This window comes from Paramicrobacterium humi (assembly GCF_900105715.1).
GTDB classification, from domain to species: Bacteria; Actinomycetota; Actinomycetes; order Actinomycetales; family Microbacteriaceae; genus Paramicrobacterium; species Paramicrobacterium humi.
In genome coordinates, this window is sequence record NZ_FNRY01000001.1 from 2,518,531 (window position 1) to 2,538,121 (window position 19,591).

At 68.7% G+C, this 19,591-nt stretch carries 18 protein-coding genes; 13 read left to right on the forward strand and 5 right to left on the reverse strand.

Annotation, left to right across the window (positions count from 1 at the left end; genetic code table 11):
* Positions 1-85: 85 nt before the first annotated feature.
* Genes BLV49_RS12545 through BLV49_RS12560 form a run of 4 tightly spaced genes read left to right on the forward strand, consistent with a single transcriptional unit; the run spans position 86 to position 4,454 of the window.
* Complete coding sequence (locus tag BLV49_RS12545) at positions 86-1,078, forward strand: sugar-binding transcriptional regulator (protein WP_091184946.1); 993 nt, start codon at positions 86-88, stop codon at positions 1,076-1,078.
* Positions 1,071-2,063, forward strand: coding sequence for a deoxyribose-phosphate aldolase (gene deoC / locus BLV49_RS12550; RefSeq protein WP_091184948.1), 993 nt, complete (start codon positions 1,071-1,073; stop codon positions 2,061-2,063). The genes BLV49_RS12545 and deoC overlap by 8 nt, the downstream gene beginning before the upstream one ends.
* A gap of 13 nt (positions 2,064-2,076) precedes the next feature.
* Positions 2,077-3,597 carry an aldehyde dehydrogenase family protein gene (locus tag BLV49_RS12555; RefSeq protein ID WP_091184951.1) on the forward strand — a complete coding sequence of 507 codons (1,521 nt, stop codon included), beginning with the start codon at positions 2,077-2,079 and terminating at the stop codon, positions 3,595-3,597.
* The gene (locus tag BLV49_RS12560) at positions 3,594-4,454 is read left to right on the forward strand and encodes an aldehyde dehydrogenase family protein (RefSeq protein WP_091184955.1); all 861 of its coding nucleotides are present in this window, start codon (positions 3,594-3,596) and stop codon (positions 4,452-4,454) included. Before BLV49_RS12555 ends, BLV49_RS12560 begins: the two co-directional genes overlap by 4 nt.
* A gap of 66 nt (positions 4,455-4,520) precedes the next feature.
* Here the strand turns inward: BLV49_RS12560 and BLV49_RS12565 are convergent, their stop codons facing one another.
* Positions 4,521-5,069, reverse strand: coding sequence for a hypothetical protein (locus tag BLV49_RS12565; protein ID WP_091184958.1), 549 nt, complete (start codon positions 5,067-5,069; stop codon positions 4,521-4,523).
* A gap of 204 nt (positions 5,070-5,273) precedes the next feature.
* On the opposite strand from BLV49_RS12565, the gene BLV49_RS12570 reads away from it, so the two are divergent.
* Together BLV49_RS12570 and BLV49_RS12575 are read left to right on the forward strand one after the other, a co-directional pair.
* The gene (locus tag BLV49_RS12570; RefSeq protein ID WP_091184961.1) at positions 5,274-7,418 is read left to right on the forward strand and encodes a DEAD/DEAH box helicase; all 2,145 of its coding nucleotides are present in this window, start codon (positions 5,274-5,276) and stop codon (positions 7,416-7,418) included.
* The gene (locus tag BLV49_RS12575; protein WP_091184963.1) at positions 7,418-7,777 is read left to right on the forward strand and encodes a DUF6804 family protein; all 360 of its coding nucleotides are present in this window, start codon (positions 7,418-7,420) and stop codon (positions 7,775-7,777) included. Before BLV49_RS12570 ends, BLV49_RS12575 begins: the two co-directional genes overlap by 1 nt.
* A 3-nt stretch (positions 7,778-7,780) precedes the next feature.
* On the opposite strand, the gene BLV49_RS12580 is transcribed toward BLV49_RS12575, so the two are convergent.
* A complete protein-coding gene (locus BLV49_RS12580; RefSeq protein WP_091184966.1) occupies positions 7,781-8,065 on the reverse strand; it encodes a hypothetical protein in 285 nt (94 codons plus the stop codon).
* Between the two features lie 63 nt (positions 8,066-8,128).
* Positions 8,129-8,386 carry a mycoredoxin gene (locus tag BLV49_RS12585; protein ID WP_091184968.1) on the reverse strand — a complete coding sequence of 86 codons (258 nt, stop codon included), beginning with the start codon at positions 8,384-8,386 and terminating at the stop codon, positions 8,129-8,131.
* Positions 8,387-8,571: 185 nt separating this feature from the next.
* Here BLV49_RS12585 and BLV49_RS12590 point away from each other — a divergent pair, with 185 nt between their 5' ends.
* Entirely contained in the window at positions 8,572-9,600 is a 1,029-nt protein-coding gene (locus tag BLV49_RS12590) for a 6-phosphofructokinase (protein WP_091184972.1), read from the forward strand.
* A 66-nt stretch (positions 9,601-9,666) separates the two neighbouring features.
* Here the strand turns inward: BLV49_RS12590 and BLV49_RS12595 are convergent, their stop codons facing one another.
* Positions 9,667-11,775 carry a S9 family peptidase gene (locus BLV49_RS12595; RefSeq protein WP_091184975.1) on the reverse strand — a complete coding sequence of 703 codons (2,109 nt, stop codon included), beginning with the start codon at positions 11,773-11,775 and terminating at the stop codon, positions 9,667-9,669.
* 35 nt (positions 11,776-11,810) lie between these two features.
* Here BLV49_RS12595 and BLV49_RS12600 point away from each other — a divergent pair, with 35 nt between their 5' ends.
* From BLV49_RS12600 to BLV49_RS12620, 5 genes are all read left to right on the forward strand, one after another.
* On the forward strand, positions 11,811-12,650 hold the full coding sequence (locus BLV49_RS12600) for an aldo/keto reductase (RefSeq protein WP_091184978.1): 840 nt from the start codon (positions 11,811-11,813) through the stop codon (positions 12,648-12,650).
* A 1-nt stretch (position 12,651) separates the two neighbouring features.
* Complete coding sequence (locus BLV49_RS12605) at positions 12,652-13,140, forward strand: 8-oxo-dGTP diphosphatase (protein WP_091184982.1); 489 nt, start codon at positions 12,652-12,654, stop codon at positions 13,138-13,140.
* Positions 13,137-14,963, forward strand: a complete 1,827-nt coding sequence (locus BLV49_RS12610; protein ID WP_143034056.1) for a DUF2207 family protein — start codon at positions 13,137-13,139, stop codon at positions 14,961-14,963. The genes BLV49_RS12605 and BLV49_RS12610 overlap by 4 nt, the downstream gene beginning before the upstream one ends.
* 165 nt (positions 14,964-15,128) lie before the next feature.
* Entirely contained in the window at positions 15,129-16,304 is a 1,176-nt protein-coding gene (locus tag BLV49_RS12615) for an inorganic phosphate transporter (protein ID WP_091184989.1), read from the forward strand.
* Positions 16,301-16,636, forward strand: coding sequence for a peptidase (locus BLV49_RS12620; protein WP_091184993.1), 336 nt, complete (start codon positions 16,301-16,303; stop codon positions 16,634-16,636). Before BLV49_RS12615 ends, BLV49_RS12620 begins: the two co-directional genes overlap by 4 nt.
* A gap of 58 nt (positions 16,637-16,694) precedes the next feature.
* On the opposite strand, the gene BLV49_RS12625 is transcribed toward BLV49_RS12620, so the two are convergent.
* Positions 16,695-17,975 (reverse strand): uracil-xanthine permease family protein, encoded by a 1,281-nt coding sequence (locus BLV49_RS12625; RefSeq protein ID WP_091184997.1) that lies wholly within the window; start codon positions 17,973-17,975, stop codon positions 16,695-16,697.
* Between the two features lie 107 nt (positions 17,976-18,082).
* On the opposite strand from BLV49_RS12625, the gene BLV49_RS12630 reads away from it, so the two are divergent.
* On the forward strand, positions 18,083-19,585 hold the full coding sequence (locus BLV49_RS12630) for an NCS2 family permease (protein WP_091185004.1): 1,503 nt from the start codon (positions 18,083-18,085) through the stop codon (positions 19,583-19,585).
* The last annotated feature ends 6 nt before the right edge of the window (positions 19,586-19,591 follow it).

The following is a 19,591-nucleotide window of genomic DNA, read 5'->3' on the forward strand; positions in this document are numbered from 1 at the left end:
CCATGCTCATGTGAGCAGAATCGCCAACGAGTGTTGATCTGAGCGGAGCGCGCGGCCTAGCCTTGAGAGAGGAGAGGAGACGTGCATGCCGGATGTTCGCATCGACAGTGACGAGCTGCTCTCGATCCGCGCCGCTGAGCTCTACTACGACGAGGACAAGACGCAGGACGAGGTCGGCGCCATTCTCGGCCTCACGCGCTGGAAGGTGGGGCGACTCCTCGCCGCGGCGAAGCAGAAGGGCTTCATCCGCATCGAGATCGTGCACCCGCGAGCGCGCAAGCTCTCGCTCGAGCGGGACCTGCGTGAGCGGTTCGGGCTGATCGACGCGGTCGTCGTGCCCGTCGCGGGCGCCCGCTCCGACGCCGATCTGCGGGACCGTGTCGCGCAAGGCGCCGCGGACTTCCTCGCCGCGCTGCGGCCCGTGCCTCGGACGCTCGGCATCAGCTGGGGCCGTACGCTCCACGACGTCGCGGCCGTGCTCGGCGAGCAGTGGGCGATCGGCGTGAACGTCGTGCAAGTGAACGGCGGCGTGAGCGTCAACCAGCGTGCGGGAACCGCCGCGGCGACGGCCGTTGAGATCGCGCGGAAGGCGGCGGGGGAGGCGACGCTCCTGCCGAGCCCCGCCATTCTCGAGCGCGTCGAGACGAAGCAGAGCATCGAGGCCGACCGGACGGTAGCGGCCGTGCTCGACGCCGCTTCCGCCGCCGCCGCATATCTCTACAGCGCAGGACCCGCCGACCACCGCTCGGCGCACATCAACAGCGGCTACCTCAGCACGGCCGAGATGGATGAGCTCGTGCGACGCGGCGCCGTCGGCGACGTGTGGGGGCGCTACATCAACTCCGAGGGCATGATCGTCGATCCCGCCCTCGACGCGAGGACGCTCGGGCTCGGGCTGGATGCGCTGCGCGCCGCGCGCACCGCGATTCTCGTGACCTCGGGCGAAGCCAAGCACGCCGTCACTCGCGCCATCGTGCAGAACGGGCTGTGCACCGTTCTCGTCACCGATGAGGCGACGGCGGTCGACTTGCTCGCCAGCGGGGACCATTCCACAGATGACAAGGACAGCCATGACTGACACCACAGCGGTCACACCGCGATCAAGCGCCCTCGAGCTGTTCGAGGGACCCGTGAACGGGCAGAGCCTGCGCCGCTACCTCGAGGGAATCCCCGGGGTCGACGCCGTCGGCCTCGAACAGCGCGCCGCCGGCCTCGGCACCCGCTCGATCAAGACGAGCTCGAAGGTGCGCGCCCTCGACCTGATCATCTCGATGGTCGACCTCACGACTCTTGAAGGCGCGGACACGCCAGGGAAGGTGCGCTCTCTCGTCGGCAAGGCGCTCACTCCCGACCCCGCCGACCTCTCCTGCCCGAGACCCGCTGCGGTCTGCGTCTACGGCGACATGGTGCCCTACGCCGTCGAGGCGCTCGGCGGTGCGCACGGGCAGATCCAGGTCGCCGCCGTCGCGACGGCGTTCCCCTCCGGTCGCGCCTCGCTCCGGGTAAAGCTCGCCGACACCGCCGACGCGGTCGCCGCTGGCGCCGATGAGATCGACATGGTGATCGACCGCGGTGCGTTCCTCGCCGGAAACTACCTGCTCGTCTTCGAGCAGATCGCGGCCGTGAAGGAGGCGTGCCGCCGCGCGGACGGCAGCTACGCCCACCTCAAGGTCATCCTCGAGACGGGCGAGCTCAACACGTACGACAACGTGCGTCGCGCCTCGTGGCTCGCGATCCTCGCGGGCGCCGACTTCATCAAGACGTCAACGGGAAAGGTCTCGCCCGCCGCGACGCTGCCCGTGACGCTTCTGATGCTCGAGGTCGTGCGCGATTGGAAGCGGCTCACGGGCGAGATGATCGGAGTGAAGCCCGCCGGCGGCATCCGAACCTCGAAGGACGCCATCAAGTACCTCGTCACCGTCGCCGAGACGGCGGGCGAGGAATGGCTCACGCCGGAACTGTTCCGGTTCGGAGCATCAAGCCTGCTGAACGACGTGCTGCTGCAGCGCCAGAAGATGGCGAGCGGCCACTACTCCGGCCCCGACTACGTCACGATCGACTGATCCCAGGAGAATCATGAGCTTCCTCGAATACGCCCCGGCCCCCGAGTCGACGGCGATCCTCAACCTCAAGAACGAGTACGGGCTGTTCATCGACGGCGAGTTCGTCGAGGGGTCCGGCACGCCGTTCGCCACGATCTCACCCGCCGACGAGCACGTCATCGCGACGATGCAGTCGGCGACCGACGCTGACGTCGATCGCGCCGTCGCTGCCGCGCGCACCGCGTACGAGCGAGTCTGGTCGCGCATGTCGGGCTCCGATCGCGGCAAGTACCTCTTCCGCATCGCCCGGCTCATCCAGGAGCGCGCTCGCGAGCTCGCGGTCGCGGAGAGCCTCGACAACGGCAAGCCCATCAAGGAGAGCCGCGACGTCGACGTTCCGCTCGTCGCCGCCTGGTTCTTCTACTACGCCGGCTGGGCCGACAAGCTCGACTACGCCGGGCTCGGCCCGAACCCGCGCGCGCTCGGCGTCGCCGGCCAGGTCATCCCGTGGAACTTCCCGCTGCTCATGCTGTCGTGGAAGATCGCCCCTGCCCTTGCGGCGGGCAACACCGTCGTGCTGAAGCCCGCAGAGACGACCTCGCTCACGGCGCTGCTGTTCGCCGAGATCGTGCAGCAGGCCGGCCTGCCGAACGGCGTCGTGAACATCATCACGGGCGCCGGGTCGACCGGGCAGGCGCTCGTGCGGCACCCCGACGTTAACAAGATCGCGTTCACCGGATCGACGGCCGTCGGGCGGGAGATCGCCAAGAGCGTCGCGGGCACAGGGAAGAAGGTCACCCTCGAGCTCGGCGGGAAGGCCGCGAACATCGTCTTCGACGACGCGCCCATCGACCAGGCGATCGAGGGCGTCGTCAACGGGATCTTCTTCAACCAGGGGCACGTCTGCTGCGCCGGCTCCCGGCTTCTCGTGCAGGAGAGCATCCACGACGAGTTCATCGACCGACTGAAGTCCCGGCTCTCGACCCTGCGCCTCGGCGACCCGCTCGACAAGAACACCGACATCGGCGCGATCAACTCCGCCGAGCAGCTCGAGCGAATCCGCACGCTCAGCGCCGCCGGCGAGGCGGAGGGCGCGACGCGCTGGAGCCCCGAATGCGAGCTGCCGAGCCAGGGCTACTGGTTCGCCCCGACGATCTTCACCGGCGTCTCCACCTCGCACCGCATCGCGCGCGAGGAGATCTTCGGCCCCGTGCTCTCGGTGCTGAGCTTCCGCACTCCCGATGAGGCGATCGCGAAGGCGAACAACACGCCATACGGGCTGTCGGCCGGCATCTGGAGCGACAAGGGCAGCCGCATCCTCGCCGTCGCCGACCGGCTTCGGGCCGGGGTGGTCTGGGCGAACACCTTCAACCGGTTCGACCCTGCGAGCCCGTTCGGCGGCTACAAGGAGTCCGGCTACGGCCGAGAGGGCGGCCGTCATGGCCTCGGCGCATACCTCGCGCCGGCGGCATCCGGTCGTGCCGTGACAGCGGCAAGCGACAAGACAGGCAAGAAGGCGCTGAAGCGCAAGGCGACGAAGGAGAGTGCGAAGTGAGCAGACTCACGGTGCCGAAGACCTACAAGCTCTACATCGGCGGCAAGTTCCTGCGCTCCGAGTCGGGGCGCAGCTTCGAGATCGTCTCCACGAAGGGAGCGTTCCTCGCGAACGCGGCGAAGGCGTCCCGCAAGGACGCTCGCGACGCCGTGAAGGCGGCCCGCGCCGCCGTGTCGGGCTGGGCCGGCGCGACCGCGTACAACCGCGGCCAGGTGCTGTACCGGATCGCCGAAGTGCTCGAGGGACGCCGTGCGCAGTTCGTCGACGAGATCGTCTCCGCCGAGGGCGTGAGCCGCGGCCGTGCCGAGCAGCAGGTCGACGAGTCCATCGACCGCTGGGTCTGGTATGCCGGCTGGGCCGACAAGTACGCGCAGGTCGCAGGCAACGCCAACCCCGTCGCCGGCCCCTACTTCAACATCTCGGTGCCCGAGCCGACGGGAGTGGTCGCGGCGATCGCGCCGCAGGACTCGTCGCTGCTCGGCCTCGTCAGCGTCGTCGCGCCCGCGCTCGTCACCGGCAACGCGGTCGTCGTCGTCGCGAGCGAGCGGTTCCCGCTCTCGGCGATCAGTCTCTCCGAGGTTCTCGCGACGAGCGACGTGCCGGGCGGGGTCGTGAACGTGCTCACGGGCTCTCCGGCCGAGATCGCGCCGTGGCTCGCGTCGCACGCCGACGTGAACGCGCTGGATCTCACGGGAGCGGACGCGCTTGACTGGGTCGACCTGCAGATGTCGGCGGCGGAGACGCTCAAGCGCGTCATCACGCCCGAGCAGGGGCCGGACGCCGCCTTCCCGAGCCTTGATCGCATCACCGCTTTCACCGAGACGAAGACGGTGTGGCACACCAAGAGCATGCTCTGAGCTTCGCCAGTGCACCCACGACGGGGCTGATCCGCACGGATCAGCCCCGTCGTGTCAGTTGCCGACTCAGGAGGCCGCGTCGTCCGTCGGCCCGTCCCCCGGGCGCGGCCCGCTGAAGACGGGCTCGCCGTCGGCCGCGGGTCGCTCGAGCAGCGAAAGCAGCAGGGAGCAGGGGATCAGCAGAGCGCCGATCGCCGGCAGTGCCCACGAGATCAGGGGCGAGATGAGCCAGCCCAAGAGGTTGAGGACGTCACGTCCGGTGGTCGAGTTCATGAGCCCCATCTGCAGTGACGTGACGATGCTGGTCGAGACGAAGCCGACGGTGACGGCGGCGATGCCGATCCACAGCGCCGGGCGTGCCAGCCGTCGGCCGCGCGGCGCGCTGAATCGGCGTCCGTCCAGCGCGAGCACGGGAATACTGAACACGATGAAGCCGACGCCGATCTGGGCGACGCTCGTCAGCAGCTCGGACAGGATGATCGAGAGGTCGGCGAACTTCTGAACCTCGCCGAGCCGGCCGAGGACGACGCCCAAGGCGACATTGAGTCCGAGACCAGCGACGGTCGCGACGATCCCGCCCCACAGCATCCGGCGGGCGATCGTTCCTGCGGCCATCTCGCTCCCCTCGTCGGCGCAATCATGGCAAGCGTAGTAACCTGTTCGGCGAGGTCAGCGGATCCCACGCTGAGGTGTCATAGAATGGTGCCAGCTCGCCGCGTGCTTTCTTCGTCAGAAGACCGCCGCCGTTTTCGCCCGCTCACGCGGCTAGCGCTGCTCGACGCCGGACGTGATCCGGTTTTTCGATTGCTCAGGAGGAGCATGCCGAACAACGGTCAACGCCGTTCATCCGGTCGCGGGACGTCTCGCACGGCCACCCGCCACGATGACGACGCGCCCATCATCCCTATCCTCGCCCGAAAGGTGCGCGAGGTCGAGGCCAAAGCCCAGCGCGGCAAGGTCGGACCCACGAACCGCACGAAGTTCCAGGTCATCGCGTTCCTCGTGCGCGAGGAGCGCGCGCGAGTGAAGAACGACGACACCCTCAGCGCCGCGGCGCGAGCGGAACTGCTCAAACGCCTCGACGGCGTCGCGACGATTCTCGCGAAGACCGCGGCGCGCGACACGTCGCTCATCAGCCTGCTCGAAGTCGACCAGGCGACGAGCCCGGTCGCCCAGCGCATGCGTCGCGACTGGCTCATCGAGTCGGGCAAAGAGCTCTCGCCCGACGAGCTCATCATCACGATCGAGAAGGCGCCCGCCGAGGAGGTCGTGCCCGCAGAGCTTGCGGAGAAGCAGGTCGTTCCCCAGTCCGTCAAGTCGCGATTGCTCGCGAGCCCGTTCCGGCAGCCCGACTTCGCGCACGTCCCGCCGCGCGAGACTCCGCGCCGGCGCCTCGACGGCTGGGAGCTCATGGGTCCGCTGTACAAGGCCTTCGAAATGGGATCAGGCGGGGGAGCGGCCACGATGGAGCTTCCCGACGCCCCGAAGATCGACCGGCTCGCGCCCAAGGGCCTGGAGATCATGAAGCACCAGGCTCGCTTCGTCGAGAGCGTGCGCGACGGGCACCGCACATTCCTGCTCGCCGATGAGCCCGGCCTCGGCAAGACGGCCCAGTCCGTGCTCGCGGCGTCGGTCGCGGACGCCTACCCTCTGCTCGCCGTCGTGCCCAACGTCGTGAAGATGAACTGGGCACGCGAAGTGGAGCGCTGGACGCCGCAGCGGCACGCGACGGTCATCCACGGCGACGGCCGCGACATCGACGCGTTCGCCGACGTCATCGTCGTGAACTATGCGGTGCTCGATCGGCACTTGTCCTGGCTCGGCCAGCTCGGCTTCCGCGGAATGGTCGTCGACGAGGCGCACTTCATCAAGAACCTGCATTCGCAGCGTTCGCAGCATGTGCTCTCCCTCGCACAGCGCATCCGAGCGAACTCGCCCGGCGGCGATCCGCTCATGATGGCGCTCACGGGAACCCCGCTCATCAACGACGTCGAGGATTTCAACGCCATCTGGCAGTTCCTCGGCTGGATCAAGGACGGCAAACCCACCGCCGCCCTCATGGAGAAGCTCGACGAGACGGGACTCACTCCCGCCGACGCCGGCTTCTACCGTGAGGCGCGTCAGGCCGTCATCGACATGGGAATCGTGCGCCGCCGCAAGGTCGACGTCGCGAAGGACCTGCCCGCGAAGCGCATCGCCGATCTCCCCGTCGAGCTCGACGACGAGGCGGGCCGCTCCATCCGCGCCGCGGAACGCGAGCTCGGCGAACGACTGCTCGGTCGGTACCGCCGCCTGCTCGAGGCGCGGCAGCTGCCGCCGCGCACGATCGACGAGGACGCCATGCGCCTCGTCGCCCAGGCGGAACTCGACGAGTCCACAACGCAAGGCGGCGGTGAGAACGTGTTCAGCATGGTCCGCCGCATCGGCCAGGCGAAGGCGGGCCTCGCGGCGGACTACACCGCGCAGCTCGCGCGCTCGGTGGGCAAGGTGGTGTTCTTCGCCAAGCACATCGACGTGATGGATGCCGCCGAGGAGGCGTTCGCGCAACAGGGCATCGGCACGGTGTCGGTGCGCGGTGAGCAGGCCGCTCCCGCACGGCAGGCGGCGATCGACGCCTTCAACACCGACGACTCCGTCGCTATCGCGGTGTGCTCGCTCACGGCCGCCGGCGTCGGCGTCAACCTTCAGGCCGCGTCGAACGTCGTGCTCGCCGAGCTCTCGTGGACGGCAGCCGAGCAGACCCAGGCGATCGACCGCGTGCACCGCATCGGTCAGGAGGAGCCCGTCACCGCGTGGCGCATCATCGCCGCACACACGATCGACTCTCGGATCGCCGAGCTCATCGACTCGAAGCAGGGTCTCGCGGCGCGCGCTCTCGACGGCAGCGACCAGGATCTCGGCTCGCAGGACTCCGTGCAGCTCAACGCCCTCATCCACGTGCTGCGAGAGATGCTGGAAGGCTGATGGCGCGACCGGCATCCCGGTACGCCGAACCGGAGTTCTCGCGCCCCGCGCTCGCGCCCGGCCTCCTCGCGGCGATCGTGCTGATGGCGACAGTCGCGCTGTTCGGCAGCGACTGGTTCCTGTACGTGCGTTTCGCCGTATGCATCCTCGTGGCGGTCATGGCCGTGTTCGTGATCCAGGCGCGCCGCTACGCGTGGCTCGTCGTGCTCGTGCCGGTGATAGTCGCGTGGAACCCGGTGTGGCCGTTCCCGATCGGCGGCACAGGGTGGTTCGTCGCGCAGCTTCTCGTGCCGATCGCGCTCGTGGCCGTCGGGGTTCTCGTCAAGGTGCCGCGAACCGAGGGCCGGCAGGCGCGCTGAGCGTCACTGGTCCGGCGACTCGGGAGAGATCTCCTCGGCCTCGCTCGGCGTGTCGGCGGTCGTCGACGGGTCCTCGGCCACCTCGTCGGCCTTCGACGACGGAGCGTCGCTCGCCGTGACGTCGTCACCGGTCGCCTCGCTCGCCCCCACGTCGGCGGTGTCGCCCGACGTCTGATCCGCCGTCACATCCGCGTCTTGCGGGACGGCGAAGTTCGACGTCGATTCGGTCACTGACACTTTGACGGGTCGTTCGTCAGTGCCGTTCTCGTCGTTCTCGTGCGTTGCCATGGACCGACCGTAACGCGCACGCCGCCGGGGGCGCCAGGTGCTTGACCGGGAGATGCCGGTGTGTCAGGCGCCGAGCGCCTGCTTCACGTGCGCGAGCGACGGGTTCGTGGCGGCGCTGCCGTCGGGGAAGATCACCGTCGGCACCGTCTGGTTGCCGTTGTTGAGGCTCTCCACGAGCTCCGCCGTGCCCGGCGTCTCTTCGATGTTGATCTCCGTGTAGCCGATGCCCGCACTCGTGAGCTGCGCCTTCAGCCGCTTGCAGTATCCGCACCACGGGGTGCTGAACATCGTGATCGTTCCTGCGTCCGGTGTGTAGTCCATAGCCTCAGCCTAAACCGCGCGGCTCAGCGCCGGCCGAGGGTTCGCCGTGGCGGAACCGCACGGTGCGCGCGCGGAGCGACCGGGCAGCGTCCCCGATGCGAAACTCGAGACTCACTCGCGCTATTCTCGATGGAGCAACGGCGCTGACCATTCCTTCCCCCGATCAAGAGGAACGAGACCTATCTATGCGAATCGGCGTACTGACCAGCGGCGGAGACTGTCCCGGACTCAACGCTGTCATCCGTGGTGCGGTGCTCAAGGGCACGAAGATCCACAATCAGGAGTTCATCGGCATCCGCGACGGCTGGAAGGGCGTGGTCGAGGGGCTCACGATGCCGCTCGATCGCCACAGCGTGCGCGGCCTGAGTAAGCAGGGTGGGACGATCCTCGGCACGAGTCGGACGAACCCGTTCGAAGGCCCCCACGGCGGCCCGGACAACGTGCAGGCGACGCTTGACCGCATCGGCGTCGACGCGCTCATCGCCATCGGCGGTGAAGGCACCCTCGCTGCCGCGAAGCGGCTCACCGACGCCGGTCTCAAGATCGTCGGCGTGCCGAAGACCATCGACAACGACCTCGATGCCACCGACTACTCGTTCGGATTCGACACGGCCGTGGAGATCGCCACGGAGGCGATCGACCGGCTGCGCACGACGGGAGAGTCGCACAAGCGCTGCATGGTCGTCGAGGTCATGGGGCGGCACGTCGGCTGGATCGCGCTGCACGCCGGAATGGCGGCAGGGGCCCACGCGATCCTCATTCCCGAGCAGCCGCAGTCGATGGACCAGATCGTGCAGTGGGTGAAGAGCGTCGCCGACCGCGGTCGCGCACCCGTCGTCGTCGTGTCGGAGGGATTCACTCTCGACACCATGGAGGCCCCGCACTCCGAGAAGGGGCTCGACGCGTTCAACCGCCCGCGGCTCGGCGGCATCGCCGACGTTCTCGCTCCCGAGATCGAGGCGCGCACGGGCATCGAGTCCCGCGCCACGGTACTCGGGCACCTGCAGCGCGGCGGCGTGCCGAGCGCCTATGACCGCGTCCTCGCGACGCGCCTAGGAATGGCGGCCATCGATTCCGTCATGGACGGCGGCTGGGGCACGATGCTCGCCCTCAACGGCACCGAGATCGTGCACGTCCCGTTCGAGGACGCGCTCGGCGGACTGAAGACGGTGCCGCAGCACCGGTACGACGAGGCCGCGGTGCTGTTCGGCTGATCCGCGAGCCACACGGCGCAGGAGCGACACCCGTCGCCCTGCGCCGTTCGCGTTGGCGGAAGTCGCTCAGGCGGGCTCGGTCGCGGCGAGGCCGAGCACGTCGAGGATCCAGGCCATCTCCCACGCCCGCTCCTCCCACGCGGCGTACCGCCCGCTGACGCCGCCGTGCCCGGCGTGCATCTCGGTGCGCAGCAGCACGGGAGCGCCGACATCGCGCAGCCGGGCCGTCCACTTCGCCGGTTCGGCGTACAGCACGCGCGTGTCGTTGAGACTCGTCGTGGCGAGGATGCGCGGATACCGCACTCCCTCCCGCACGTTCTCGTACGGCGAGTACGACTTCATGTACGCGTACACGTCGGCCTCGTGCAGCGGGTCGCCCCACTCGTCCCACTCGATGACCGTGAGCGGAAGCTCCGGGTTGAGGATCGTCGTGAGGGCGTCGACGAACGGAACGGCCGCGTGGATGCCCGCGAACAGCTCCGGCGCGAGGTTCGCCACGGCGCCCATGAGCAGGCCGCCCGCGCTGCCGCCCTCCGCGACGAGCCGGTCGGGACTCGTGCGGCCCTGCTCGATCAGATGCCGCGCGCACGCGACGAAGTCGGTGAACGAGTTCTTCTTCCGCAGCAGCTTGCCGTCTTCGTACCAGTACCGGCCGAGCTCGCCGCCGCCGCGAACGTGCGCGATCGCGAAGGTCACACCGCGATCCAAGAGCGAGAGCCGCGCGATCGAGAACGACGGATCCATGCTCGCCTCGTACGAGCCGTAGCCGTAGAGCAGCAGGGGGCCGGATGCCGCTTCGCGCCGTCGCACGATCGAGACGGGCACGCGCGCCCCGTCGTCGGCGATCGCCCACTCCCGGCTCTGCTCGTAGAGCGCCGGGTCGTAGCCGCCGAGAACGGGCTGCCGCTTGAGCACGCTCAGCGCGCCCGTCACCGGCTCGAGCTCGAACACTGTCGACGGCGTCACGAACGACGTGAAGCTGAGCCGCAGCGTGGGCTGCTCCCACTCGGGATTGCCGCCGAAACCCACCGTGTACAGCGGCTCCTCGAAGCGCACGGGAGCGATGGTCGCATCGCGCAGGCCTGCGGATGCGGCGAGCTCGATCGTGCCGATGCGGGTGAGGCCGTCCTCGCGGTACTCGACGGTGAGTCGATCGCGGAACGCCTCCACGCTCTCCAGCCGACGCACGGGATCGTGCGGGAGCACGCTCCAGGTCGCCGCGGGATCGGAGAGTCGCGCCGCGGGCACCGCGTCGAGCCGGAATCCCGGAGCATCGCTGTTGTGCAGCACGAGCAGCACGTCCTCGCCGTCGACGACGGCGTGCTCGACCTCGTACTCGACGCCCTCGCGCCGTGGCCACACGACGACGGGAGCGGCATCCGGCGTCTGCGCATCGATCAGCTGCCACTCGCTCGTGATGTTGGAGCCGATCGCGAGCGCGATGTAGCGTCCGCTGCGGGTGACGCCCGCGCCGACCCAGAACTTCTCGTCGGGCTCATGCAGCACCACCTGGTCGTCGGATGCCACCGTGCCGACGCGGTGCCGCCACACGGTGTCGGGACGCCACGACTCGTCCACCGTCGTGTAGAAGATCCACTCGCCGTCGGGGGAGAACACGGCGCCCGAGAACGTGCCCGGAATCTCGTCGGTCAGGTTCTGGCCCGTGCTGAGGTCGCGCACGCGCAGCAGGTAGCGCTCGTCGCCGGTCGTATCGACGGCGTACAGCAGCCGTGTGCCGTCTCGGCTCACATCGAACGAGCCCAGACGGTAGAACGAGTGCCCCTTCGCCTCGGCGTTGTCGTCGAGAACGAGCATCTCGCCGGGGATCTGCTCGGCGGCATCCGGATTCGGGGGAGTCCAGTCGTGGGCGGGCGCGCGCATGTGGCTCGCGTACTGCTTGCCTTCCGCGGTGCGCGCGTAGTACCACCACTGGCCCTCGCGCACGGGCACCGAGAGGTCGGTCTCCTTCGTGTGCGTCTTGATCTCCTCGAACAGTCGCCGCCGCAGCCCGGCGAGGTGGGCGGTCTGCTCGCGCGTGTACGCGTTTTCGGCCTCGAGGTAGTCCCGCACCGCGGGGTCCTCCTGCTCGCTCAGCCACGCGTAGGGGTCGGAGAACGTGTCGCCGTGGTGCTCGCGCGTGAACGGACGCTGCGCGGCGTGGGGAATCTCGGTCATGACTCCACGGTAGTCGCGACCGCTACGGTGGAGGCATGACACAGATTCCCCAGCGATCCCTCCGCGACGGCACCAGCATCCCCGGAATCGGCTTCGGGACCTATCCGCTGCAAGGGGAGGACGCGACGAGCGCGGTGCTCGCCGCGCTCGAGAACGGGTACCGGCTCATCGACACGGCCGTGAACTACGAGAACGAGGCCGCGGTCGGCCGCGCGCTCGCCGAGACGCCCGTGCACCGCTCCGACATCGTTGTCACGACGAAGCTGCCGGGCAGGCATCACGGCTACCAGCAGACTCTCGACTCGTTCGAGTCCTCGCGCGCGGCGCTCGGGCTCGACCAGATCGACCTGTACCTCATCCACTGGCCGAACCCGAGCGTGGGCAGATTCGTCGACGCGTGGCGCGCCATGATCGATCTGCAGAAGGACGGACGGGTCCGCTCCATCGGCGTGTCGAACTTCACCGTCGACTTCCTCACCCGGCTCGCCGCCGAGACCGGGGTGCTTCCCGCCGTCAACCAGGTCGAGGTGCACCCGTACTTCCCGCAGGAGGACCTCATCGCCTTCCACACGAAGCACGACATCGTGACCGAGGCGTGGAGTCCGCTCGGCAAGCGCGCGGCGCCCTACAACGAGGCCGTCGTCGTCGACATCGCCCACGCCCACGAGGTCACGCCCGCGCAAGTGGTTCTGCGCTGGCACGCGCAGCGCGGCGTCGTGCCGATTCCGAAATCGCAGAACCCCGAGCGCCAGCGCGAGAACCTCGACGTGTTCGGCTTCAGCCTGAGCGACGAGGAGATCGCCGCGATCACCGCCCTCGGTCGGCCCGACGGCCGCCTGTTCGGCGGCGACCCGAACACGCACGAGGAGATGTAGCGTGCCCCACCCCGACGTGTGCGTGTGCTATCTGCTGCGCGAGACGCCGGACGGAGTCCACGTGCTGCTCGGGCGCAAGAAGCGCGGGCTCGGCACCGGCAACATCGTCGGCCTCGGCGGGAAGCTCGAACCGGGTGAGGATGCCGCGACCGCCGCCGTCCGCGAGATCCGCGAGGAGTCCGGTCTCGCGGTGGCGCGCGAGGCGCTGCAGCCCCGCGGGCGCCTCGACTACCGCTTCCCCTTTCGGGAGGAGTGGAGCCAGGTCTCGCACGTGTTCGTGTGCACGCGCTGGCAGGGGGAGCCTCGCGGCTCCGACGAACTCGACCCCGTGTGGTATCCGCTTCACGGCGTGCCGTACGGGCAGATGTGGGACGATGCCCGCTACTGGCTGCCGGACGTTCTCGCCGGCGGCACTGTCGACGCACGATTCGACTTCGCCGAGGACCTCGCGACCGTCGCCCGGTCCACGGGCGTCGAGGCGGCCTCGTGACCCGCACCGCCCTGCACCGGCTCGCTCGGCGCTTCGCGATCGGCGTCATCGTCGCAGCGGGCGCGGTCGCCGGGGTCGCAGCCGCTCCTGCGGCCGCTCTCGCTCCGGCACCGGTCGCCGTCCGCGGCGACGTCGATGACTTCAGCTTTGCCTCCTACGAGGGCGACTTCGCTCTCGGCCGGGACGAGTCCGGGCGAGCGCTGCTCACGACCACGGAGGCCTTCGTCGCCCGGTTCCCGCAGAGCGACCAGAACAAGGGAATCGTCCGCGCGATCCCGCAGTCCGCCGACGGCGTGGACCTGCACACCGAGGTCGTCTCCGTCACGAACGCGGCCGGCGAGGACGTGCCGTACACCGTCGAGTCCGACGGCGGCTTCCTCGAGGTCGCCACGGGAACCGACGACTACGTGCACGGCGACCAGAGCTACGTCATCACATACCGTCAGGTCGACGTGGTGCGCGCCTTCGCCGACACCGACGCCGAGGAGTTCTACTGGGACGGACCCGGAACCGGGTGGGAGCAGCCGTTCGAGAGCGCCGTGATGCGCGTGCACGTTCCCGCCGAACTCGAATCCGCGCTCACAGGCAGCGCGGCGTGCTACGCCGGAAGCCAGGGCTCCGACTCACAGTGCCGCATCGATGCGCGCGAGACGGACGGGGAGACCGTGTTCACGACCTCCAGCGAACGTCTCGACGCCGAGCAGACGGTGACGGTGGCGGTCGGCTTCCGCAACGGCACGTTCACCGAACCGGTGCGTCCCATCACGTGGCCGGTGTTCACGATCGTGCCGGTCGTGCTCCTCGTCGTGAGCCTCGCGCTTCTCGTGGTCGCCATCGTGGCGCGCCGGCTCAGCGTGCGCGACGAGAAAGGCCGCGGCACCGTCATCGCCGAGTACTCGCCGTCGGGGGCCGGGCTGCGCATGGAGGCGGACATCGTCGATCGTGCCGGGCGCTACGTGCCCGCCGCCATGATCCGTCTCGCGGTGTCGCGCGCCGCACGCATCATCGACAGGCCCGAGCACAAGTCGTTCACGCTCGAGCTCGTCGACCCCTCCCGCATCCCCGACGAGGACAAGAAGCTGTGCGCGCGGCTGTTCGACGGATCGCGCCACGTCGACCTGTGGCGCAACGACGCCGAGCTCGGCAGCTATCTGCAGGGCGCCCCCGGCCGGCTGCGCCGCGCGGCGGAGAAGGCCGGGCTCCGCGTCGTGCGACGGGTGCCGCGTCGCGGTCTGCTGCTCGGCGCCGCCGGCGCGGCGGCCGCCGGCAGCATCCTGTTCGTGATCATCGCGAGCCAGTTCTACGCCGTCACCGACGTCGCCGGGCTCGCCGTCATCGTCGCCGTCGGCTCCTTCATCGCCGACGTCATCATCACCGCCAAGCGCAGCGCGCGCACGAAGCGCGGAGCGGAGCTCCGCGAGTACGTCGAGGGGCTCAAGCTGTATCTCACGGTCGCGGAGGAGGACCGCATCCGGATGCTGCAGAGCCCGACGGGCGCGGAGCGCATCGACGCGGGCGACGCGGGGGCCGTGCTCGTGCTCTACGAGAAGCTGCTGCCGTATGCCGTGCTCTGGGGAGTCGCCGATTCGTGGGCGCGCGTGCTCGAGCAGCGATACCGCGTCGCGGGAACGGGAAGCGACTGGTTCGTCACTCAGGCGGGCGTGCCGCTCGGCTCCCTCGTGCGCGGCGTCTCCGCGTTCACGATCACGAGCGGCACGGCGACACCGTGGGCGCAAGCGGCCTCGACCAGTTCCTCCGGCGGCTCGACGGGCGGCGGCTTCGCCGGCGGGGGCGGAGGCGGCGGCGGGGGAGGCGGCCGGTGAGCGTGCACCGCCTCGCGGCGCGCTCGCTTCGAGTTGACCGGCGAGCCGTCCGGGTGCGAGTATCAATTACGTCCGCCTTAACCGCCGTTGTTCGAGCGCCGAACTTCTCATGACGTTTCGAGAAGGCGGCGCCTGCATCACGACCTGAATCAGAGATACTTTCCGGTGGAAATAGCCTCCTTAGTCGTCGTACTCGTCATCGGGTTCGCTCTCTTCTTCGATTTCACGAACGGCTTCCACGACACGGCGAACGCCATGGCGACTCCCATCGCGACGGGCGCGATGAAACCGAAGGTCGCTGTCGGCGTCGCGGCCATCCTCAACCTCGTCGGCGCGTTCCTGTCGACGGAAGTGGCGAGGACCATCTCGGGCGGCATCATCCGCGAGGGCCAGGGCGGCGTGCTCATCACGCCCGACCTCATTCTCGCGGGTCTCATCGGCGCCATCACCTGGAACATGGTGACGTGGCTGTTCGGGCTGCCCTCGAGCTCCTCGCACGCGCTGTTCGGCGGGCTCATCGGAGCGGCCATCGTCGGCGTCGGCGTGCACTCCGTCGACTTCGGCGTGCTGCTGTCGAAGGTGATCCTGCCCGCGCTCATCGCGCCGCTCACCGCCGGAGTGATCGCCTTCCTCGTGACGCGCATGGCGTACGCCATGACGCGTCGCTACGACCGCAAGGTCGACGGCCGCAGCGGCTTCCGCTACGGCCAGATCTTCACGTCATCCCTCGTCGCCCTCTCGCACGGAACCAACGACGCGCAGAAGACGATGGGCATCATCACCCTCGCGCTCATCGCGGTGGGCGCGCAGGACGCCGGCACGGGCCCGCACATCTGGGTCGTCACCGTGTGTGCACTCGCAATCGCCCTCGGCACGTATGTGGGCGGCTGGCGCATCATCAAGACGCTCGGCACGGGCCTCACCGAGGTGAAGCCTGCGCAGGGCTTCTCGGCCGAGGCGTCGACGGCGGCCACGATCCTCGCCTCGAGCCACCTCGGCTTCGCGCTGTCGACGACGCAGGTCGCCTCGGGCTCCGTGATCGGCTCCGGCCTCGGACGGCGCGGCTCGAAGGTGCGCTGGGGCACGGCCGGCCGCATCGCCCTCGGCTGGCTCATGACCCTGCCGGCCGCGGCCATCGTCGGCGCCCTCGCGGCTCTGCTCGCGGGCTTCGGAGCCTGGGGCGTCATCGCCGACACCCTCGTCGGCGTCGTGGTGATCCTCGGAATCTTCCTCTGGTCGCGCCGCGAGCAGGAGCACCGTGAGGCGATGATCGCTGATGTCGCGGCATCCGGTGAAGCGGTCGACATCAAGGCGAAGCGAAAGAAGAAGGCAAAGAAGTGATCGATTGGGTAGCGTTTCTCATCGTCTTCGCCTCGGCGCTGATCGGCGCGCTCGTCGTCGTCGGGCTCTACGCGCTCGGCCTGCGCCTGCTTGTCACGGCCGGCCGAGTGCCCGTCGTCGTGCCGGCGGAGTTCACGGACGCCATCACGGTGATGAGCCCGAAGAAGATCGCCCAGGCTGAGAAGAAGGCGGAGAAGGCGGCGCGCAAGAACCCGCTGACGCCCGCCCAGCAGATGGCGGCGCGAGTGGGTGCGTACGCGTGCTTCGTGCTGTGCGCGGGTGCCGTGCTGTTCGGCATCTACCTGATCGTCCCGGCACTGCACGGGGGCTGATAGCGCTCGGGGCGCTCCGGCTGTCGCCGAGCGCCCCGAGCACAACCCCGCGGGGGAGTCACTCCGTGCCGCGCCACCGTCCGATCCACGTCATGACGTGGTAGATCGCGATGGCCGCGATCGTTCCGAAGGCGATGCCGTTGAACGTGACACCGCTCGCCTCGTCCGACCAGACGAAGTTCGCGATGCCGATGATGAGGGCGGTCGCTGCCGTGAACTGATTGACGGGCTTGTTGAAGTCGACTCTGTTGTCGAGCCAGATCTTCACGCCGATGATGCCGATCATGCCGTACAGCGCCGTGGTCACGCCGCCGAGAACGCCGGCGGGAATGGTGTTGATGAGCGCGCCGAACTTCGGTGACAGTGCGAGCACGATGGCCACGAGGCCCGCGACCCAGTACGCCGCCGTCGAGTAGACGCGAGTGGCCGCCATGACGCCGATGTTCTCGCCGTACGTCGTCGTCGCCGAGCCGCCGCCGAACCCGGCGAGCATCGTCGCCAGGCCGTCTGCGAGCAGGCCGCGACCCGTCTGCTCGTTCACGGACGGGTCCGTCATCTGCGCGACGCCGCGAATGTGCCCGACGTTCTCAGCGACGAGCACGAGCACGACGGGCAGGAACGCGGGGAGCAGCCCCCACAGTTCAGGGTGCGTGAACGGGTTCTCCGGCGCCGACAGGTGCGGGAAGCCGATCCACGCCGCTTTCTGCACGGTGGAGAAATCCACTTCGCCGAGGAACGCGGCGGCGATGTAGCCGACGACGACGCCGAGGAAGATCGAGAGCCGGCCGAGGATTCCGCGGAACAGCACCGACGAGAGGATCACCGCCGCGAGTGTGATGGTCGCGCTGATCGGAGCGAGCTTGAAGTTGTTCCAGGCGGCGGGACCAAGGTTGAAGCCGATGAGGGCGACGATGGTGCCGGCGACGACCGGGGGCATGACGGCGTCGATCCAGCCGGAGCCTGCGACCTGGACGATGACGCCGATGAGAACGAGGAGGAGCCCGACGGCGATGATGCCGAACTGGGCGGCACCCATCGACTCGGCGGCGGTGGCGGCGGTGATGGGCGCGATGAACGCGAACGACGAGCCGAGGTAGCTCGGCAGCCGGTTCTGCGTGATGAGCAGGAACAGCAGCGTACCGATGCCGGAGAACAGGAGCGTCGTGCTCGGGTCGAAACCCGTGAGAATCGGGACGAGGAACGTCGCACCGAACATCGCGACGACGTGCTGGGCGCCGATTCCGATGGTCCTCGGCCACGAGAGCCGTTCAGCCGGGCCGACGATCTCTCGGGCATCGACGTTCTTGCCATCGCCGTGCAGTGTCCAGGGAAGGCCCATGCGATCTCGCTCTCAGTCTCGAGTGGTGGTGGACGGAACTCGCCCTTCGATACCGTAGCGGCATCCGGTCGTCTGCGCGGGGACGAGCGATCGTCGGGGGCAATAGGATGATTCCGGCGGCGACTCGGCCGCTCTCTCTCCACCCCGACGAAGGGGCGTGCCACGCCCACAGGAAGGACCCCTGCGTGTCAACCGGTACCACGGCGCCCAGCCGCCTCGATCGCTTCTTCGAGATCACCAAACGCGGTTCGTCCGTCGGCGCTGAGGTGCGTGGCGGCGTCGTCACGTTCGTGGCGATGGCCTACATCGTCGTGCTCAACCCCATCATCCTCTCGTCGGGCGCCGACGTGACGGGAGCAACGCTCGACTTCGCGCAGCTCTCTGCCGTGACAGCCCTCACGTCGGGTGTCATGACGATCCTGTTCGGGGTCATCGCCCGGCTGCCGTTCGCGTTCGCGGCGGGGCTCGGCATCAACTCCTTCCTCGCGTTCAGCGTCGTCGGGCAGGTAACGTGGGCCGAGGCGATGGGCCTCGTCGTGGTCAACGGGCTAATCATCGTGCTTCTGTCGGCAACCGGCCTGCGCCGAATGATCTTCGACGCCGTCCCGATGCAGCTCAAGATATCGATCACCGTGGGCATCGGCCTGTTCATCGCGTTCATCGGCTTCGTCAACTCCGGCTTCGTCACCGCGACCGGGCAGGCCTCGCCGCCCGTCGGCCTCGGGGTCGGCGGCTCCGTCGCAACCGGTCCAACGATCGTGTTCGTCGTGACGCTGCTCATCACGGGAATCCTCGTCGCCCGCAAGGTCAAGGGCGGTCTGCTCATCGGCATTCTCGCCGGCACGATCATCGCGATGATCGTCGAGGCGATCTTCCACCTCGGGTCATCGGCCGACAATCCCGGCGGCTGGAGCCTTGCGGTGCCGACCCTGCCGAGCAGCATCGTGGCGGTGCCCGACCTCGGTCTTATCGGCCAGTTCTCGTTCGGCAGTTTCGGTCGCATCGGCATCCTCGCCTCTCTCATGCTCGTGTTCACGCTCGTCTTCACAAACTTCTTCGACGCCATGGGAACCATGACGGGCCTGTCGAAGGAGGCGGGCGTCGCCGACAAGGACGGCACCTTCCCGCGTCTCAAGTCAGCTCTGATCGTCGAGGGCGTCGGCGCTGTCGTCGGCGGCGCCACGTCCGGCTCCTCGAACACCGTGTTCGTCGAGTCTGGCGCCGGCATCGGCGAGGGGGCGCGCACCGGCTTCGCGAACCTCATCACGGGCGTGCTGTTCCTGCTCGCGATGTTCTTCACACCGCTCACGAGCATCGTGCCCAGCGAAGTGGCTGCTGCTGCCCTCGTCATCGTCGGCTGCCTCATGATGGCTCAGATCCGGGAGATCGACTGGAGCGATGTCTCGGTCACGCTTCCCGTCTTCCTCACCGTCACGGTCATGCCGCTGACGTACTCGATCGCCAACGGCATCGGCGCGGGATTCATCGCGTGGGTGATCGTGCGCTCCCTGTCCGGAAAGGCACGCCAGATCAGCCCGCTGCTGTGGATCGTGGCTGCCGGCTTCGTCGTCTACTTCGCACGGGGCCCCATCGAGGCGCTCGTCGGCTGACGGTTC

Excerpts from the sequence above, each read along its gene's own strand:
- BLV49_RS12545 (WP_091184946.1), top strand. The coding sequence starts at position 86 with ATGCCGGATGTTCGCATCGACAGTGACGAGCTGCTCTCGATCCGCGCC.
- deoC (WP_091184948.1), top strand. The coding sequence starts at position 1,071 with ATGACTGACACCACAGCGGTCACACCGCGATCAAGCGCCCTCGAGCTG.
- BLV49_RS12555 (WP_091184951.1), top strand. The coding sequence starts at position 2,077 with ATGAGCTTCCTCGAATACGCCCCGGCCCCCGAGTCGACGGCGATCCTC.
- BLV49_RS12565 (WP_091184958.1), bottom strand. The coding sequence starts at position 5,069 with ATGGCCGCAGGAACGATCGCCCGCCGGATGCTGTGGGGCGGGATCGTC.
- BLV49_RS12570 (WP_091184961.1), top strand. The coding sequence starts at position 5,274 with ATGCCGAACAACGGTCAACGCCGTTCATCCGGTCGCGGGACGTCTCGC.
- BLV49_RS12575 (WP_091184963.1), top strand. The coding sequence starts at position 7,418 with ATGGCGCGACCGGCATCCCGGTACGCCGAACCGGAGTTCTCGCGCCCC.
- BLV49_RS12580 (WP_091184966.1), bottom strand. The coding sequence starts at position 8,065 with ATGGCAACGCACGAGAACGACGAGAACGGCACTGACGAACGACCCGTC.
- BLV49_RS12585 (WP_091184968.1), bottom strand. The coding sequence starts at position 8,386 with ATGGACTACACACCGGACGCAGGAACGATCACGATGTTCAGCACCCCG.
- BLV49_RS12590 (WP_091184972.1), top strand. The coding sequence starts at position 8,572 with ATGCGAATCGGCGTACTGACCAGCGGCGGAGACTGTCCCGGACTCAAC.
- BLV49_RS12595 (WP_091184975.1), bottom strand. The coding sequence starts at position 11,775 with ATGACCGAGATTCCCCACGCCGCGCAGCGTCCGTTCACGCGCGAGCAC.
- BLV49_RS12600 (WP_091184978.1), top strand. The coding sequence starts at position 11,811 with ATGACACAGATTCCCCAGCGATCCCTCCGCGACGGCACCAGCATCCCC.
- BLV49_RS12625 (WP_091184997.1), bottom strand. The coding sequence starts at position 17,975 with ATGGGCCTTCCCTGGACACTGCACGGCGATGGCAAGAACGTCGATGCC.
- BLV49_RS12630 (WP_091185004.1), top strand. The coding sequence starts at position 18,083 with ATGATTCCGGCGGCGACTCGGCCGCTCTCTCTCCACCCCGACGAAGGG.